The 17,273-nt window shown below is 38.6% G+C and carries 16 protein-coding genes; 15 read left to right on the forward strand and 1 reads right to left on the reverse strand.

Features of this window, described 5'->3' with window-relative positions; genetic code table 11:
- Positions 1-145 precede the first annotated feature (145 nt).
- The 12 genes from ptcA (at position 146) to O0236_RS01225 (ending at position 14,177) form a co-directional block, all read left to right on the forward strand.
- Positions 146-1,180: a putrescine carbamoyltransferase gene (gene ptcA / locus O0236_RS01170; RefSeq protein ID WP_268912352.1), complete on the forward strand. Its 1,035-nt coding sequence runs from the start codon at positions 146-148 to the stop codon at positions 1,178-1,180.
- A 36-nt stretch (positions 1,181-1,216) separates the two neighbouring features.
- A complete protein-coding gene (locus tag O0236_RS01175) occupies positions 1,217-2,608 on the forward strand; it encodes an APC family permease (protein ID WP_268912731.1) in 1,392 nt (463 codons plus the stop codon).
- A gap of 30 nt (positions 2,609-2,638) precedes the next feature.
- Positions 2,639-3,736: an agmatine deiminase gene (gene aguA / locus O0236_RS01180; protein WP_268912353.1), complete on the forward strand. Its 1,098-nt coding sequence runs from the start codon at positions 2,639-2,641 to the stop codon at positions 3,734-3,736.
- 13 nt (positions 3,737-3,749) lie between these two features.
- Positions 3,750-4,688, forward strand: a complete 939-nt coding sequence (gene arcC, locus O0236_RS01185; RefSeq protein ID WP_268912354.1) for a carbamate kinase — start codon at positions 3,750-3,752, stop codon at positions 4,686-4,688.
- Positions 4,689-4,811: 123 nt separating this feature from the next.
- Complete coding sequence (gene aguA / locus O0236_RS01190; protein ID WP_268912355.1) at positions 4,812-5,900, forward strand: agmatine deiminase; 1,089 nt, start codon at positions 4,812-4,814, stop codon at positions 5,898-5,900.
- Positions 5,901-5,910: 10 nt separating this feature from the next.
- Positions 5,911-6,696 carry a MurR/RpiR family transcriptional regulator gene (locus O0236_RS01195; protein WP_268912356.1) on the forward strand — a complete coding sequence of 262 codons (786 nt, stop codon included), beginning with the start codon at positions 5,911-5,913 and terminating at the stop codon, positions 6,694-6,696.
- Positions 6,697-6,835: 139 nt separating this feature from the next.
- Positions 6,836-7,597: a type I 3-dehydroquinate dehydratase gene (gene aroD, locus O0236_RS01200; protein ID WP_268912357.1), complete on the forward strand. Its 762-nt coding sequence runs from the start codon at positions 6,836-6,838 to the stop codon at positions 7,595-7,597.
- A gap of 155 nt (positions 7,598-7,752) precedes the next feature.
- Entirely contained in the window at positions 7,753-8,997 is a 1,245-nt protein-coding gene (locus tag O0236_RS01205; protein ID WP_268912358.1) for a chloride channel protein, read from the forward strand.
- A 273-nt stretch (positions 8,998-9,270) separates the two neighbouring features.
- Positions 9,271-10,653, forward strand: a complete 1,383-nt coding sequence (locus O0236_RS01210; protein ID WP_268912359.1) for a class II fumarate hydratase — start codon at positions 9,271-9,273, stop codon at positions 10,651-10,653.
- Between the two features lie 30 nt (positions 10,654-10,683).
- Complete coding sequence (locus O0236_RS01215; protein ID WP_268912360.1) at positions 10,684-12,075, forward strand: flavocytochrome c; 1,392 nt, start codon at positions 10,684-10,686, stop codon at positions 12,073-12,075.
- Positions 12,076-12,092: 17 nt separating this feature from the next.
- A complete protein-coding gene (locus O0236_RS01220) occupies positions 12,093-12,719 on the forward strand; it encodes an NADPH-dependent FMN reductase (RefSeq protein WP_268912361.1) in 627 nt (208 codons plus the stop codon).
- A gap of 15 nt (positions 12,720-12,734) precedes the next feature.
- Entirely contained in the window at positions 12,735-14,177 is a 1,443-nt protein-coding gene (locus tag O0236_RS01225; protein ID WP_268912732.1) for an NADPH-dependent oxidoreductase, read from the forward strand.
- 132 nt (positions 14,178-14,309) lie between these two features.
- Here the strand turns inward: O0236_RS01225 and O0236_RS01230 are convergent, their stop codons facing one another.
- Complete coding sequence (locus O0236_RS01230; protein WP_268912362.1) at positions 14,310-15,071, reverse strand: acetoin reductase; 762 nt, start codon at positions 15,069-15,071, stop codon at positions 14,310-14,312.
- A 225-nt stretch (positions 15,072-15,296) separates the two neighbouring features.
- Between O0236_RS01230 and O0236_RS01235 the strand changes: the two genes are divergently transcribed.
- The 3 genes from O0236_RS01235 to O0236_RS01245 all read left to right on the forward strand — a co-directional run bounded on the left by O0236_RS01235 (position 15,297) and on the right by O0236_RS01245 (position 17,261).
- Positions 15,297-15,890 (forward strand): TMEM175 family protein, encoded by a 594-nt coding sequence (locus O0236_RS01235; protein WP_268912363.1) that lies wholly within the window; start codon positions 15,297-15,299, stop codon positions 15,888-15,890.
- A 148-nt stretch (positions 15,891-16,038) separates the two neighbouring features.
- On the forward strand, positions 16,039-16,629 hold the full coding sequence (lepB, locus tag O0236_RS01240) for a signal peptidase I (protein ID WP_268912733.1): 591 nt from the start codon (positions 16,039-16,041) through the stop codon (positions 16,627-16,629).
- A gap of 149 nt (positions 16,630-16,778) precedes the next feature.
- Positions 16,779-17,261: a helix-turn-helix domain-containing protein gene (locus O0236_RS01245; RefSeq protein WP_268912364.1), complete on the forward strand. Its 483-nt coding sequence runs from the start codon at positions 16,779-16,781 to the stop codon at positions 17,259-17,261.
- The last annotated feature ends 12 nt before the right edge of the window (positions 17,262-17,273 follow it).

Below are 17,273 nucleotides of genomic sequence, written 5' to 3' on the forward strand. Positions count from 1 at the left end.
GAAACAAAATACCACGTGCATTCCAAAACGTCAAAACCGTTGATATAACTGGAGTTTAGCGCTTACATGATTTATATTTAAGCCATAAAGAAATACTCGAGAATTTCTGATGAGACAAAAATATAAATCACAGGAGAGTGCAATTATGAAACGCGATTACATTGATACTAACGAATATACTAAAGAAGAAATCCAATACATCATCAAATTAGGTATCCAAATCAAGAAGGATATCAAGGATGGCAATTACCCAGACTTACTATCACACAGAACTCTAGGAATGATCTTCGAAGAATCATCAACTAGAACCCGTGTATCATTTGAAACTGCAATGACTCAATTAGGTGGACATGCACAATACTTAGCACCAGGTCAAATCCACTTAGGTAGTGCCGAAAGTGAATCACTAGGTGACACTGCAATCGTTCTCTCACGTTTAACTGATATTTTAATGGCTCGTGTTGCTAAGCATGAAACTGTTGAAAAGCTTGCTCAAACATCAACTGTTCCAGTTCTTAATGGTATGAGTGACTACAATCACCCAACTCAAGAAATGGGTGATATTATCACCATGGCAGAACACTTACCTTCGGGTAAACGCTTGAGTGATTGTAAAGTTGTTTTCGTTGGTGACGCTACTCAAGTTTGTGTCTCAATGATGTTCATGGCAACTAAGATGGGAATGGACTTCGTTCAATTTGGGCCTAAGGGTTACCAAGTACCAGAAGCTCAATTAGCAGTTGCTAAGAAGAACGCTGAAAAATCAGGTTCAAAGATTCTTATCACTGAAGATGCTGACGAAGCAATGAAAGATGCTGACTTTGTTTACACCGACGTATGGTATGGATTATATGAATCACCACTTTCATACGATGAAAGAATGAAGATCTTCTTCCCTAAGTACCAAGTTAATGATGAATTAATGGCAAAGGCTGCTCCACACGCAATGTTCATGCACTGTCTTCCAGCTAACCGTGGTGAAGAAGTTACTGATAGTGTTATTGACTCACCAGCATCAATCGCTTGGGACGAAGCTGAAAACCGTTTGACTTCAATCAGAGCCCTACTAGTTTACTTGATGATTCCAAGCATGAACTATACTGAAGCTCAATTAGATAGCTTCAACGATCCAACATTGAAACAAATGATTTTGGATAGAGTAGATAACTCCACATTCTAATGTGAGGCGAATCGATTTCTCAACTAGGGGTGGAAAATAATGGAAAAGAAAAAATTTAGACTGTTTGACGCAGTCTTAATGGCTGTCGTAGTCGTACTGGTTGTTGAATCGGTCGCCCCTGCAGCAGCGATTGGGCCATCACAATTCTTCTGGTGGATATTACTATTGTTACTATTCTTCTTGCCATACGGACTTATTTCTGCGGAGTTAGGAACTACGTATGATGGCGATGGAGGAATATATGATTGGGTAAGAAAAGCGTTTGGTAAAAAGTGGGGCGGGCGTGCAGCCTGGCTTTACTGGATCAACTTCCCAATTTGGATGGCCAGTTTAGCTGTCTTATTCACGGGAGTGATTGAACAAGCGTTTCAGATTAAAATTGGAACGTGGACCAGCGTTATAATTCAATTAATCTTTATTGTGGTAATCTCTATAATTTGTTGTTACCCAGTTGCTGATAGTAAGTGGATTTTGAACTTAGCAGCCATTGCTAAGATCGTCATCATCATGAGTTTAGGAATTCTGGGAATTTACGTAGCTGTGACCAAAGGTGTTGCAAGTAAATTTACAGTTTCAACTATGCTACCTAGTTTCAATTTAAAGAGTTTAAGCTACATTTCAGTTATTTTGTTCAACTTCCTTGGATTTGAAGTTGTTACCACTATGGCTAGTGATATGCCAAATCCTAAGAAACAAATTCCTCAAGCAATTATTTGGGGTGGTATCTTGATTGCCTTCTTCTATGTCTTTGCAGCATTTGGTATGGGAGTGGCTATTCCAGCAAGTAAATTATCCGCTTCAGGTGGATTGATGGATTCAATTCTACTTCTTGTTGGTCAACACAATTGGTTTGTGATTTTGATTGCAGTGCTATTCATGTACACCTTGGCTGCTAACTTGATTTCTTGGTCAGCCGGAGTTAACTATGTTGCTTCATACGCTGCTAAGAACCATGATTTACCAGCAGTTTTCGCTAAGGAAAATGCTAAGACGGGAATGCCTACGGGTGCCACTGTCTTAAACGGAATCATTGCTGCAGTGCTCGTGATAGCTGCACCATTAATTCCAAATCCAGATTTGTTCTGGGCATTCTTCTCACTTAACGTGGTAGCATTGTTAGGATCATACATCTTGATGTTCCCATCATTTTGGAAGCTTAGAAAAGACGATCCTAGTACAGAACGTCCATTTAAAGTTCCTGGTAACAAGTTAATGATTAACTTAATGACATGGATTCCAGTAACTCTATTGGTAATCGCCTTGATCTTTACAGCAGTTCCTTTAAATGGTTCTGCAGCTGAAGTAGGTGGTAAGACACCTATCTTAGTTGGAACGATCATTACAATTTTAATTGGTGAGGTATGTATTCACTACGCTGAACGCCATGATACTAGAACAGAAGAACAAAAGAAGAATACTAAATACTAATTCATAGAAATTAAAAAGGAGTGTCTGAATATGAAAACTTTACAATCATCTCCTAAAAAAGATGGCTTTAGAATGCCTGGTGAATTCGAACCTCATAAGGGTGTTTACATCCTTTGGCCAGAACGTCCAGATAACTGGCGTAACGGTGGAAAACCAGCTCAACACACTTTCGTAAATGTTGCTAAAGCAATTTCTAAATTTGAACATGTTACTGTCGGTGTTTCAGATGATCAGTATGAAAATGCTCGTCATTTACTACCTGACGAAGTTGAAGTTGTTGAAATTTCTAACGATGATTCTTGGGTTCGTGATTGTGGTCCATCGTTTGTTGTGAACGATGCTGGCGATATTCGCGGAGTCGATTGGACATTTAATGCCTGGGGTGGATTAGTCGATGGACTTTACTTCCCATGGGATAAAGATGATCGTGTTGCTCAAAAGATTACTGAATTGGAACATGCAGATCGTTACCGTTTGGATGACTTCATTCTTGAAGGTGGATCAATTCACGTTGATGGTGAAGGTACATTAATCACCACCGAAGAATGTCTATTATCAAAGGGTCGTAACTCACAACTTTCTAAAGACCAAATCGAAAGCGTTCTTAAAGAATACTTGAACCTTGATAAGGTAATTTGGTTGAAGAACGGAATTTACAATGATGAGACCAACGGCCACGTTGACAACATTGCTAACTTCGTACGTCCAGGTGTAGTTGCACTTGCTTGGACCGATGATGAAAATGATCCACAATACGCAATTTCAAAAGAAAATTACGATATCTTGTCAAACGCAACTGATGCCAAGGGTCGTAAGATTCAAGTAGAAAAGATCTACGTTCCAAAGCCTGTTAAGATTACTAAAGAAGAAAGTGAAGGCGTTGACGCTGTTGACGGAACTTTACCACGTCAAGAAGGCGACCGTTTAGCAGCTAGTTATGTTAATTACTACACTGCCAACAATGCCATCATCTTCCCAATGTTCAATGATCCAATGGATGAGAAAGCTAAAGAAACATTGCAAAGATTATACCCTGATCGTGAAATTGTTGGGGTTTATGCAAGAGAAATCTTACTTGGTGGTGGAAATATCCACTGCATTACTCAACAAGTACCATTAGGTAAATAGGGGTGTAGTAGATATGGCAAAGATAGTTGTTGCTTTAGGTGGAAATGCTATCCTTTCTAAGGATGCTTCCGCTGAGGCTCAAAGAAAAGCGGTCGAATCAACTGTTGAACAATTAGTTAGTTTCATTGAGAACGGTGATCAACTGATCATCACCCATGGTAATGGACCTCAGGTTGGTAACTTATTATTGCAGCAAATTGCTGCTGATACGCCAGCCAATCCGGCAATGCCTTTAGATACTTGTGGTGCAATGACTCAAGGAAGCATTGGCTATTGGTTCCAAAACGCGATGAAGGAAGAGCTATCAAAGCGCGGAATTAATAAGGATGTTATGACGATTATTACTCAAACAATTGTTGATGGTAATGATCCAGCATTTTCAAATCCTTCTAAACCAATTGGACCATTCTATGATGAAGCTGAGGTTGTTGATATCAAAGCTGATCATCCTGACTGGATTATGATGGAAGACGCCGGTCGTGGTTACCGCCGGGTAGTTCCTTCACCAAAGCCAGTTGAAATTAATGAATACTCAGCAATCAAGACCGTGGTTGATGCTGGAATTGTTCCGATTGTATCAGGGGGCGGTGGCATACCCGTCGTTCGCGAAAATGGTAAATTAGTTGGTAAAGAAGCAGTTATTGATAAAGATTTTAGTGCTGCTAAAATTGCTGAGTTAATTGGAGCAGACAAGTTGATTATCTTAACATCTGCTGGTGGAGTATTTTATAACTTTGGTAAGCCTGATGCAGTTCAACTTCATGATGTTGCTGCTAGTGAACTTGAAGAGCATATCGCTCAAAATGAGTTTGCAAAGGGTAGTATGTTACCAAAAGTTCAGGCTGCTGTTAACTTCGTTAACCAAACTGGTAATCCAGCAGTTATTGGGGACCTTAAGGATGTCAAAGAGATCATTAAGGGAACTGAAGGAACAGTAATTAGAGCAAAATAACAAAACCAAAAGAACCTTTTGACAAAGAATCGGATTTTTTAATAAATTCGGTTCTTTTTGTATAAATATTCGTTTAATGTGCATTATTGATGTTACTATATTAATGATAATGAGGTGGATAATGTGAAGATTGAAGAGACAATTCCAAGCCAAGATAATTACAAGTTGTTACCTGAATGGTCTGCACACCATGAATCATATATGTTATGGCCAATGCGGCCAGATAATTGGCGCGAAGGTGGCAAGCCTGCTCAAAAAACATATGCAGAAATTGCAAAACAAATCAGTCGATTTGAACCAGTCACGATGTTGGTCAATCAATCCCAATATCTACATACAAAAAATGTCTTCGAGAATACGGATGTTAGAGTATTAGAAATGAGCTACAATGACGCCTTTTATAGAGATATTGCCCCAACTTTTTTGAAAAATGGTGATAGTGTTCGAGCTGTTGATTGGGAATTCAATGCCTGGGGTGGATTATTTGATGGACTTTATTTTCCTTGGGATCAAGACAATTTGGTTGCTAGAAAGATTTGTGATCTTAATCGCATCGATTATTATCACAACGACTTTGTTCTTGAGGGATGTGGCTTTGTCACGGATGGTCAAGGAACATTGATTTTGACTGAAGAGTCTGCTTTATCTGAAGGAAGAAATGGAATCGTTGATAAAAGTTCTGTTGAAAAATTATTGATGGACTACCTTGGAGTTAAAAAAATAATTTGGGTAGAACAGGGATATTACATGGATGAAACTAATGGGGACATCGATAACATGGTCCGGTTTATCAAACCAGGAGAGGTTGTATTGACCTGGACTGATGACCAAAAAGATCCACAATATTATATTTCTCATCGTGCCCTAGAGACTTTGGAAAAAGAAACAGATGCTAATGGAAACAAATTCGTGATTCATAAAATTCAGATTCCTGCGCCAATGTACGCTACTGACGAAGAAAGCAATGGTGTTGATCCGGTTAATGGATTGCTTCCTAGATATGCTGGTGATCGTTTAGTTGCTTCGTACGTCAATTTCTATTTGGTTAATGGAGCGGTCATTCTGCCGATTTTTAATGATGCGCAGGACGACATTGCCATCAAGAAATTTGGCGAATTATTTCCAGATCGAAAAATCATTCCGATTTATTGTCGAGAATTATTGCTTGGTGGAGGTAACATTCACTCGATTGTTGCTAGCATTCCAAGATAAGGGGATCAGTATGAACTTTTTTGAAATAATTAATCCAAATATCGAAAAATTAACTAAAAACGAATATGAAATTTTAGATTATGTGATTAAGCATATGAATGAAATTCATAACCAAAATATTCGTGAAGTGGCTGCAGCATGCTTTGTATCAACTACCACATTCTTACGTTTTGTTCGGAAAGTTGGTTTTTCTGGGTACAGTGAATTTACTACAGTTATTAAATATACTGTGTTAAATGACCAGTCAAAACCCACTGAAACTGCTACATTTGATATGCAACAATCAGATTATCGTTCAGAATACTTAAAAAATATTGATGAAACAGTTCGAGTTTTAGATGATCATAAGCTAGATTCGTTGTGCCAATTGATGCTGAATAAGCCCAAAATATACATTTACGCCAAAGGTTTTAGTAAATACGCCGCAGAATACGTGGAATATCTGTATACTCTAGAAGGATTTTTGGTTATATTCCCCAAAAATTCTGATCAAAGAAAGCTTGCTTATCGGAATATTTCTAAGAATGACATTGTGTTTGTATTTAATTATTCCGGTAATGATCAAGAGTTAATTGGAATTATCCAAGTGATCAAGAGCCAATGTGATTTTGCATCTCTAGTATCAGTAACCGGCGCTAATAATAACAGTATTCAGAATCTGAGTGATTATAATTTGTATGTATTTTCCGATGAAATCAGTGATCGGAATGTCGATATTACTTCTCACGTCTCAATGATCGTCATTATGGAATTGTTATTATATCAATTTAGGGATTATCGAAAGAAGCAGGTATAGCTTAGTGAAGCATATTATTCTAAATTAGATGAATATGCTTTTTTATTTTCGAGATTTTCTATGAACGCAGATAGTGTTAATGCTATAGTTAAAGCAATTATTTGATTGTTTTTACATAATATTGATTGGAGGTTTCCACATGACAACGAAACCAATTAAAATTAAAAACATCATTTTAGGCGAAGGTAGGCCTAAGATAGCAGTGCCAATTACTGGCAAAACGGAAACTGATATCATAAATCAAGCGCAAACCATAGTTACTAAGAAACCCGATATGGTTGAATGGCGCATTGATTTTTTTGAGGAAGTGACTAATGCTAGCAGGCTTCACGACGTTGGCGAGAAGTTAGCCCAGTACTTAAATGGGATTGCACTATTGGTTACTTTTAGAACGCAAACCGAGGGTGGCGAAATGTCGCTATCTGATGAACGGTACTTTGATGTCTGCCTAGAGTTGGCTAAGAGTAGGTTTGCGGATGCAGTTGATGTGGAAATGTTTCATGACCCAGAGCCTGTGATGGCAGTGGTGGAAGAGGTACATCAAAATAATAAGGTGGTTGTGATGAGTAACCATAATTTTGATCAGACTCCAAGCGAAGCGGAAATTATTACTCGTTTGTCGGAAATGCAGGATTTAGGCGCAGATGTGTTAAAAATGGCGGTGATGCCTAGCAACGTTGATGATGTACTAACGTTATTATCGGCGACGACTCATGCGCAAGCAGCACTTGTTCAACCAATCGTTACTATGGCAATGGGAGAATTGGGTAAGTTAACCAGAATCAGTGGTGAATTATTCGGTTCTGCACTTAGCTTTGCGACTGTTGATGAGGCTTCTGCTCCAGGTCAGATGAAGTTGGAGCGGGTGAAAAATGCATTAGATGATCTAAAGATAGAGTAGTCGCTTGAGGAGATTCATGACTTTTTTACGGCATTATAGTGATTAATCAACCCTAAATTGCAGATTGTGCCATCATTCTGTATGATGGAATATGGAAAACTTCAAGTCGTGGATTTAAAAGCTAGCCAAATATTTGGTGCGTAAGGAATGTTAATATGATTAAAAACAAAGAGAATTTTGCCTTAGCCTTTTCAACTTTAATACTTGGCGGGGTAGTTGGAATAGGTTCAGTTATTTTGGGCTTATTTTATGAACTGGTTGAAGGGATTTTTTTGCATTTTCACGAGACAACCTGGCAGCCAGTTTCTTGGTCATCAGGGCCAGTAACTAGAGCTACCTCATTGATAGTTGGCAGTATCATTGCCGCAGTCGTTTGGTGGATTGTCAGAACTAAGATGAAGCCTACTGTGTCGATCGGTAAAGAAATTGCCGGTGAAGAAATGCCATTCACGACAACATTGGTTCATGTTTTTACTCAAATTTTCTTCGTCGCAACTGGTGGCTCAGTTGGTCGTGAATTAGCACCTCGTGAACTGGGTGCTTTAGTTTCTCAGACATGGCAAAAGGGATTTGGTCGTTTGACTAATATCAAATTATCTGATGATGATCGCAGATTGCTTATCGCTGCGGCAGCCGGAGCTGGGTTCGCAGGAGTCTACATAGCACCAATTACAGGAACGATGTTTAGTTTGGAATTGTTGTTGAAACGAGTTGATCAACGGGCCATCATTGTCAGTCTGACTATGTCGGTTGAAGCAATGTTAGTCGGCTCGCTTCTTAAGGGGTTCCATCCATATTACGGCGTTGGCCATAATAATTTTTCTTTGATCAGTACTGTAGTTGTGATTGTATTAGGCCCTGTGTGTGGAATACTTGGGTCATTGTTTAGAAAAATGTTCCAATATGCTAATGCTCATCAAGTTAAAGATAGTCGGATACTTTGGCAATTACCTTTGGTTGGCCTTTTGACCGGATTAATTGCGATTTATTTCCCCGAAGTTATGGGAAACGGTCGTCCGTTAGCTCAAACTGCTTTTGCAGCGACTAATACCACGTTCATTCTACAGGTATTGCTGATTGGCGCTGTTATTAAGGCGGTTATGACTGTCCTATCACTAAGAGCCGGTGCATCTGGTGGAACTTTGACACCTTCGATTGCAATTGGTGCCGTGGTAGGAGTTGCTTTTGGAATCTTAGTTCATTATTTTGTACCAGGTATTCCAATCTGGGAAATCGGCTTGTTAGGGGCAGCATCCTTGCTTGCAGCCTCACAGCAAGCACCATTGATGGCGATGTTTATGATATTCGAAGTTAGTCATTTGAATTATTCAGCGATTCTTCCGTTGGCTCTAGGTGTTTGTCTGTCAGTATATACGTCCAGATTCATTTTAAAAAAATAGCAGTATACGAAGAGAACTCCAATCAATCTTTGATTGGAGTTCTTTTTTTTTCATGGTAAATTTCAAAGTGATTTATGTGAATACATGATCAAAAAATATTTGTTATTATCCCGTGCTGATTGAGTATATTTCATGAATGTGAGTCAAGTATATCAGTGTACCAAGAAGCACTATAATATTTATTTATAGATTGGCAAAAAATTGACTATAACGATTTGTGAAATGTATCATTTGTCCATAATAAAGAAATCGCTCGAAAATGGAGGAGTCATCATGACAGAATATCGTACTGAAGAAGATACATTAGGTCCAGTTCAAATCCCCGTAGACGCACTTTGGGGTGCCCAAACAGAACGTAGCCGCAACAACTTTCAAGCTGGTTCAAAGATGCCACTTGAATTAATCAAAGCGTTGTTACAAATCAAAAAGGCTGCTGCTCAAGCCAATAAAGAAGAAAATACAATCGCTCCTGAAAAGGCTGACTTAATTATTGAAGCTATCGATAAGTTATTAGCTCTTGATGATGAAGATATCCGCAAAGATTTTCCATTGGTAATTTACCAAACTGGTTCAGGAACTCAAACTAATATGAATACTAACGAAGTGGTTGCTCATATGGCTGCTAAGATCAATCCTGAGATCGAAATTTTGCCTAATGATGACGTTAACCATGGTCAAAGTTCTAATGATATCTTCCCAACGGCTATGAATATTACTGCAGCTGTTGCGGTTGAAAAATTAAAGGATGCAACCCAACATTTAATTGATGAATTAGATAAAAAACAAAAAGCATACTGGGACGTTGTTAAAATTGGCCGTACCCATCTTCAAGATGCTGTTCCATTGACATTCGGCCAAGAAGTTAGTGGTTGGAAGAGTGCCTTAGAACATGATTTAGAATACTTGAATGAATTAGCTCCAACCCTTCGTGAACTTGCAATGGGTGGAACTGCCGTTGGTACTGGTTTGAATGCTGCTCCTCATTTCTCAAAAATCATTGCTGAAAAGATGAGCGCTATTTACGGAATTGAATTCACTTCTGATTCAAACAAGTTCTACGGCCTTTCACATCACTCAGGTCTTAACGTTGTTCACGGTGCCTTTAAGACATTGGCCAGTGATTTGATGAAAATCGCTAACGATGTCCGTTTCTTAGGTAGTGGTCCTCGTGCCGGTTATGGTGAATTAAACTTGCCTGCAAACGAACCTGGTTCATCAATCATGCCTGGTAAAGTTAACCCAACTCAAGCCGAAGCAATTACTATGGCTGCCGCTCGAGTAATGGGTAACGATGTGACAGTTGATGTTGCATCAAGCCAAGGTAACTTTGAAATGAACGTTTATAAACCAGTATTGATCAGTGCCTTCTTAGAATCAGCTGAATTACTAGCTGGCACAGAAATCGGCTTTGCTGATCGGATGATCGCTGGGATGACTGTTAATGCAGAAAGAATGGCAGAATTAGTTGATAACTCATTGATGACTGTTACTGCATTGTCACCACACATTGGTTACCACGAAAGTGCTGTAATTGCTCAACAAGCCCAAAAAGATGGTACTACTTTGAAAGAAGCAGCATTGAAGTCAGGCAAACTTACTGAAGAACAATTTGATGAGTGGGTTGTGCCAATCAACATGACTAATTACGATAAGTAATCTTTAGGTTTATTAATTAGGAGACAAAATATGGCTGAAAAATTTAGATTTAAACTAACTGATGTTAGTGAATTGCAAGAAAGCTATGATCTAGTAGTGATTGGTTCCGGTGCTGCTGGAATGACTAGTGCGATTCAAGCAAAAGAATTGGGATTAAACCCAATCATCTTAGAAAAGATGGACAAGCTGGGTGGAAATTCTACCAGAGCTTCTTCAGGAATGAACGCTGCTGAAACGTTGGTTCAACTAAAACACCATGTCGTTGATAGTTTCCAAGAATTTTATGATGAAACATTCATCGGTGGCGGTAAGATGAACAACACTGAGTTGTTACGCTACTTTGCTGACCACGCAGCATTATCGATTGATTGGTTAGCTGATCATGATATTCATTTAGATGATATTACGATTACTGGTGGGATGAGTAAAATGAGAACTCATCGTCCAGCCACATTGGCCCCAATCGGTGCATTCTTAGTTACCGAATTGTTAAAGCAAGTCCAAAAGCTAGGTATTCCACTATTTGCCGGTACTAAAGTTACTGAGTTAGAAAAAGACGCTGATGGCAAAGTTTCTGGAATGAAGGTTATGGCAAACGGTGAACCTAAACACATTGCTACTAAAGCGATTGTATTGGCCGCTGGAGGATTCGGTGCAAATCAAGAAATGTTAGCTCAATATCGTCCAGACCTTAAGGGTTACAAGACTACTAACCAAGATGGTGCTACTGGTGATGGTATTCGTTTGGCTGAAAAGCTGGGAGCTAAAGTTGTGGACATGGATCAAATTCAAGTTCACCCAACTGTCCAACAAGATAATCCACACACTTACTTAATTGGTGAGGCTGTTCGTGGTGAAGGTGCAATTCTGGTCAACAAAGCTGGTAAGCGATTCGTTAATGAGTTAAACACACGAAAGGTAGTATCTAATGCCATCGATGATCTTAATGAAGGCGGAGCTTACCTGGTGTTTGGCCAAGAAGTTCGTGATCGTGCAAAAGCGATTGATTTTTATGATTCAGTTGGATTAGTTAAAAGTGGTAACACAATTGAAGAAGTGGCAAAAACAACTGGTTTGGATGCCGCACAATTAGTTAAGACAGTTGCTAGCTGGAACAAGGCAGTCGCCGACCATAACGATACTGAATTTGGCAGAACAACAGGAATGGACCGACCAATGGAACAAGGACCATTCTCTACTATTCATATCGCACCAGCCGTTCATTACACAATGGGTGGTGTGGGGATTAATAAAGAAACTGAAGTATTAACTGATGATGATCAAATCATCCCAGGTTTGTATGCCTGTGGCGAAATCGTCGGTGGACTTCATGGTAATAACCGAATTGGTGGTAACTCGATTGCTGAAACAGTTATCTTTGGCCGCCAAGCAGGACAACAAGTATTTAATTACTTGAAGTAATAAGAAGGAAGTAAAACATGAAAAAAATCGTTGCGATTGTGGGGTCAAATGCTGACCGGTCAACGAATCGACAATTACTTGAATATATTAAAAATCGCTATGCTAGTCAGGCAAACATTGAATTAATGGAAGTCAGGGGACTACCAATTTTTCAAAAGACTCGGGATATGGTTATTCCTGATCAAGCAAAAGAGATGGCAAAGAAAATCAAAGAAGCAGATGGGGTAATCATTGCCACACCTGAATGGGATCATAGTATTCCCGCAATTCTGTCTAGTGCATTAGCTTGGTTGTCATATGGGGTTCATCCATTTATGGATAAACCTGTAATGATCACTGGTGCATCTTTTGGAGCTCTTGGTACATCCAGAGCTCAAGCACAGTTACGACAAATACTTGATTCACCTGAACTTCAAGCTCGTATCATGCCAAGTTCAGAATTCTTATTAAGTCACTCACTTAACGCCTTTGATAAGGAAGGCCAATTATTAGATGATGACCAAAACAAACGATTAGATTCAATTTTTAATGACTTTTTGATCTTCATTGATGCTGAAGCCAAGCTCAGTCATACTTATGCTGATGACTTAAGAAGACGTAATGAGATTGATGTTGACTACGGTACTGCTGAAGTCGGAAAGTAGGTGGGTGGAATTATGATTAAACTAGTAGCGATTGCCGGATCGATCGGCGAACAATCTTATAACAGAGAATTGTTGCAATTCATTTCTAAACATTATAGTAATTTGGTAAATATTGAATTGGTCAGCATTAATGACTTACCCGTATTTAATCCAGATAAAGATGTTAGTGACAGTGAAGCAGTTCAAAGTGTGTACCAAAAACTCAAGGGTGCTCAAGGAGTTATCTTAGCAACCCCCGAGCATAATCATTCGGTTCCAGCCGCATTGAAGAACTTGGTGGAATGGATGTCATTTAATTTACATCCGCTAGAGGGGAAACCAGTTTGGATAGTTGGTGCTTCATACCATAACCAAGGATCTTCAAGAGCTCAACTTCATTTGAAGCAAATCTTGGAAGCTCCAGGTGTCGACGCATTAGTCATGCCTGGTGATGAATTCTTGTTATCAAATGCCAAGGAAGCATTTGATGATGAAGGTAATTTAAAGGATGCCAGAACAATTGGTTTCTTAGATAAACTAATTCATAAATTTTTGAAATACGTTAAGGTGATTGATTTGTTTGATGCTCCAGATCCACTAACAGTTGATGATGAAGATTTAGACGCAACTGGTAGAGTTAACACCACGATTGATGGTGTTGATATGAATGATGACCAGTGGGTTGAAAAGGCTGCTGCCAAAGTACACGCCGTTGATGGTAGTACTTACGTTAAATTAGATCGCGGAATTTTAACAGTCGATCAATTAAACTACTTTTTGAAGACTATGCCAGCTGAGCTCACGTTTGCTGATGATAATAATCAATTTATCTATTACAACCAAAGCTTACCAACTCGTAAAATGTTAGCTCCTCGTCGTCCTGAACAGGTTGGTGATCCATTGTCATCTGTTCACCCTGACAGAGCAGTTGAACATGTTAAACAAGTGATTCATGCACTAAGAACTGGAGAATCAGATTTGGTTGGTATGCCAGTTCCTGGTAATGGACCAGACAAGCACATCATGCATTACTATAAAGCCATGCGTGATGAAAACGGTAGATATCGTGGAATTAATGAATGGGTTCTAGATATCATGCCAATTGTTAAATATTACCTTGAAACTACCGGTCAAAAGTTGGTTGTCGATGAGAATCAACAACCTGTACCGCCTATCTTTGGATTAGATTTAGATGCATCGACAGGCGCCTCTGTTCATGAAACAGTGGCAACACCTAAGGCTGATGCCTCAACAGGTGCTTCTGAAGATGCAGCGCCTGCAGCATCAACTGAGAATGAAACTCCAGTTGATGACGAAGTTGGAATTGAAATTAGTGCATTGTTAAACTCTGGTAGTAATGTTGCTACTGAAGGTGTGCAACCAAAAGAAGTGACTGTAAATGTTGCAAAAGATGCTAAACCAAATGAATCAAACAATAACCCTTTTACTGATGCATCAACAGGAGCATCAGAAAGTTAGTTAAGTAAAAACCGATTAGAGATAATTTCTAATCGGTTTTTTGTAACTAAAAAATCCTCAAACCGTTAAGTAAGGTTTGAGGATAGAGAGGGATATATGTTGTACGCAGTGCACGATAAATCAATAAAATTACTATGAGTAGCTGATACCACCGTCGACAATGATCGATTGACCAGTGATGTAGCTAGATTTTTCATCAGATAGGAATGAAACTAAGTTGGCAACATCGGCAGGGGTTTCACCGCGACCTAATGCGATTGAGTCGATGTTCTTTTGAAGACTTGCGCCAATTGGCACATTGTAGATTTTAGCCATTTCAGCATCGATTTGATCCCACATTGGAGTCAAAACGATTCCTGGACAATAAGCATTCACAGTAATTTTATCTTTGGCAAGTTCTTTGGCAGCAACTTGAGTTAATCCACGAACCGCAAACTTGGTTGCAGAGTATGCCCCGAGGAGTTCAAAGCCTTCATGTCCGGCGATTGAACAGGCATTAACAATCTTACCACCATGTCCTTGCTTCTTCATTTGTTCAGCAGCAGCTTGGATTCCAAAGAATGCACCTTTGATATTAACATCTAAGATTTGGGAAAGGTCAGCTTCACTAGTTTCAGTAATTTGACCAATCTTAGCAATACCGGCGTTATTGATCATAACGTCTAAGTCACCTAAATCACTTACTACTTGAGATACAAGATCGATTAGGCCTTGCTTCTTTGAGACATCTACGAAGTAACCCTTTGAACCGTTGCCAACACTTTCAGCAACTTTCTTAGCATTGTCTTCGTTTAAATCAGCAACACCGACAGTGAAACCATCTTTAACTAATTGACGGACGATACCTTCGCCAATTCCTTGACCACCACCGGTGACGATTGCAACTTTTGCCATTAAATTTGCCCCCTTAGTTAATATTGAATCCTTGAAACACCTTAAGTATATCGGGGTGGTATGTTGATGTAAACTAAATGCTCTTTTGAATTAAGCGTTTTCATAATCGACCATAAAAGTTGATTTAAAGCCATTACTTGAAATTCAAACAACTACTTAGTTTCTTAAGTAAAGAGTTATAATGTAAGTAACATTTAAGAAATAAATTTATGGGGATGATTAATATTGGATAAGTCACGAGTTGCTGCATTTACTGATGCAGTGGTAGCAATTATTATGACAATAATGGTACTGGAATTTAAGACACCAGAAACTTACAATTGGTCTGGAATTTTAGATGAAGGCACGTATTTTTTTGCATACGCGATAAGTTTTCTATTCATTTTGGTCGCTTGGTATAATCACCATTACATGTTTGCGTTGGCGCCGCGCATTACGAAGCGCATATTTTGGATTAACAATGCTTGGCTCTTTTCGATGTCAATAATACCAGTCTCTACCGCTTGGGTTGGAAAGTTTATGATGAATAAGGCTCCTGAATATTTTTATCTGATTATTTTCCTGTTTTGGAGTCTTGCTTACGAATCACTGACCAAGGAGATTATCAAAGCATCTAAGGCCAGTGGTCATAAAGAAATAGCCAAAAAAATAGCATCTATGCCACCATATCGGCTACTAAACAGTTGGCGATCATTGATTTTGTACGCGGTAGTATTGGTGATGATCCAGTATTTTCCACCAATGGGTCTATTAGTAACATTAGCTGAATTACTGTACATGGCTTTTCATACTACGGATGATAGTGATCAAATTGCGTAAACTAAAACCCAGAAATCCTACTGGTTTCTGGGTTTTAGACTCTAAAGTGGTCGTTTAAATACACTTTTACTAGTTAAAATAAATGTGAGATAATTAGAGATGCTTTTTTGTACAGTTTGTAAATTTGGAGGATATAAAATTGTTACGAATGATAAAAGGATTATTGGGATGGATAATTCCAATTGCTGTTGGAGTTTTAATTGCGTTGGCACTAAAGACATATCTAGTATCATTCGCAAAGGTTGATGGTTCATCAATGTATCCTAATTTACATAATAATGAGAGATTGGTTCTATTGAAGAACAAACCGATTAAGAGACTTTCTGTGGTAGTTTTTGATGCCCATAATGTGGCTCCAGGAGCCAAAGCAAAGACTTATTATGTTAAGCGTGTGATTGCATTGCCTGGAGATAAACTAGTTTACACAAAAACTGGTAAGCTTTACGTAAATGGTAAGTATGTTAAACAATCATTTATTAGCAAACAGCAACAAAAGTCAGGGACACTAAGTAACGTGAGTCAGAATGGTTTTACTCTGAATTCAATTTCTAAAAAATGGCCCAGATATAAAAGCCAAAAAATTGTCAAAGTACCAAAGGGTGATTACTTTGTGATGGGTGATAACCGAGCTATTTCTTATGACAGCCGCTATTGGGGATTTGTACCTAAAAGCAAAATGGCTGGCGTAGTGTACGTACCATGGGGAAATCATAAGGCAGAAGTTAATAAAGCAAGCTAGATAAAGCTAATTGAAAAAATCATTTTACAACCACCACAATCCTAGATTGATGGTGGTTTTTATATATAAATCGTAAAGCAAGTAGAACTAGCTTTGTTTTTGCCGCTGTTAATAATATGATTATTTCTAAACTTGAAGGGGAGAAATAGATGAAATTTAGTGAGCAAATTACCCAGATACGTAAGCGAAATCATTTAACTCAGCAGGAATTCGCTGATAAGTTAAATGTAACTAGGCAGGCTGTGTCTAATTGGGAGAATGATCGCAATTTACCAGATTTAGAGATTCTGATTGCAATAACTCACCTGTTCAATGTTTCTCTTGATTACCTTGTTTTGGAAGAGGGAACTAAGACCAAGATGGCTACAAAATTAATTAAGAACACTAGCGATAATCGCAAGGCTAAGCTGAATTTGTATACGATACTGATTGGAACATTCATAGTGATTCTAGGTTTAACTTGCATATTCATTAAGGCAAATTCAGTTGAATATATTGATCACGCAGGCTTTTTGCACGAAAACTTTTATTTATTACCTGTTGGCTTTTTACTGATATTTGTTGGTGTGATCGTGATCATAGTGGCTGGACTTGTATATCTATGGACGATTCGGCACGATAAGCGTAAATAAATTAGAAAGAAA

It is taken from the genome of Lentilactobacillus sp. SPB1-3 (genome assembly GCF_026913205.2).
Classification (GTDB): domain Bacteria; phylum Bacillota; class Bacilli; order Lactobacillales; family Lactobacillaceae; genus Lentilactobacillus; species Lentilactobacillus terminaliae.

Bases quoted from the DNA above. Each gene is read 5' to 3' on its own strand.
- ptcA (WP_268912352.1), top strand. From the start codon at position 146: ATGAAACGCGATTACATTGATACTAACGAATATACTAAAGAAGAAATC.
- aguA (WP_268912353.1), top strand. From the start codon at position 2,639: ATGAAAACTTTACAATCATCTCCTAAAAAAGATGGCTTTAGAATGCCT.
- arcC (WP_268912354.1), top strand. From the start codon at position 3,750: ATGGCAAAGATAGTTGTTGCTTTAGGTGGAAATGCTATCCTTTCTAAG.
- O0236_RS01195 (WP_268912356.1), top strand. From the start codon at position 5,911: ATGAACTTTTTTGAAATAATTAATCCAAATATCGAAAAATTAACTAAA.
- aroD (WP_268912357.1), top strand. From the start codon at position 6,836: ATGACAACGAAACCAATTAAAATTAAAAACATCATTTTAGGCGAAGGT.
- O0236_RS01205 (WP_268912358.1), top strand. From the start codon at position 7,753: ATGATTAAAAACAAAGAGAATTTTGCCTTAGCCTTTTCAACTTTAATA.
- O0236_RS01210 (WP_268912359.1), top strand. From the start codon at position 9,271: ATGACAGAATATCGTACTGAAGAAGATACATTAGGTCCAGTTCAAATC.
- O0236_RS01215 (WP_268912360.1), top strand. From the start codon at position 10,684: ATGGCTGAAAAATTTAGATTTAAACTAACTGATGTTAGTGAATTGCAA.
- O0236_RS01220 (WP_268912361.1), top strand. From the start codon at position 12,093: ATGAAAAAAATCGTTGCGATTGTGGGGTCAAATGCTGACCGGTCAACG.
- O0236_RS01230 (WP_268912362.1), bottom strand. From the start codon at position 15,071: ATGGCAAAAGTTGCAATCGTCACCGGTGGTGGTCAAGGAATTGGCGAA.
- lepB (WP_268912733.1), top strand. From the start codon at position 16,039: ATGATAAAAGGATTATTGGGATGGATAATTCCAATTGCTGTTGGAGTT.
- O0236_RS01245 (WP_268912364.1), top strand. From the start codon at position 16,779: ATGAAATTTAGTGAGCAAATTACCCAGATACGTAAGCGAAATCATTTA.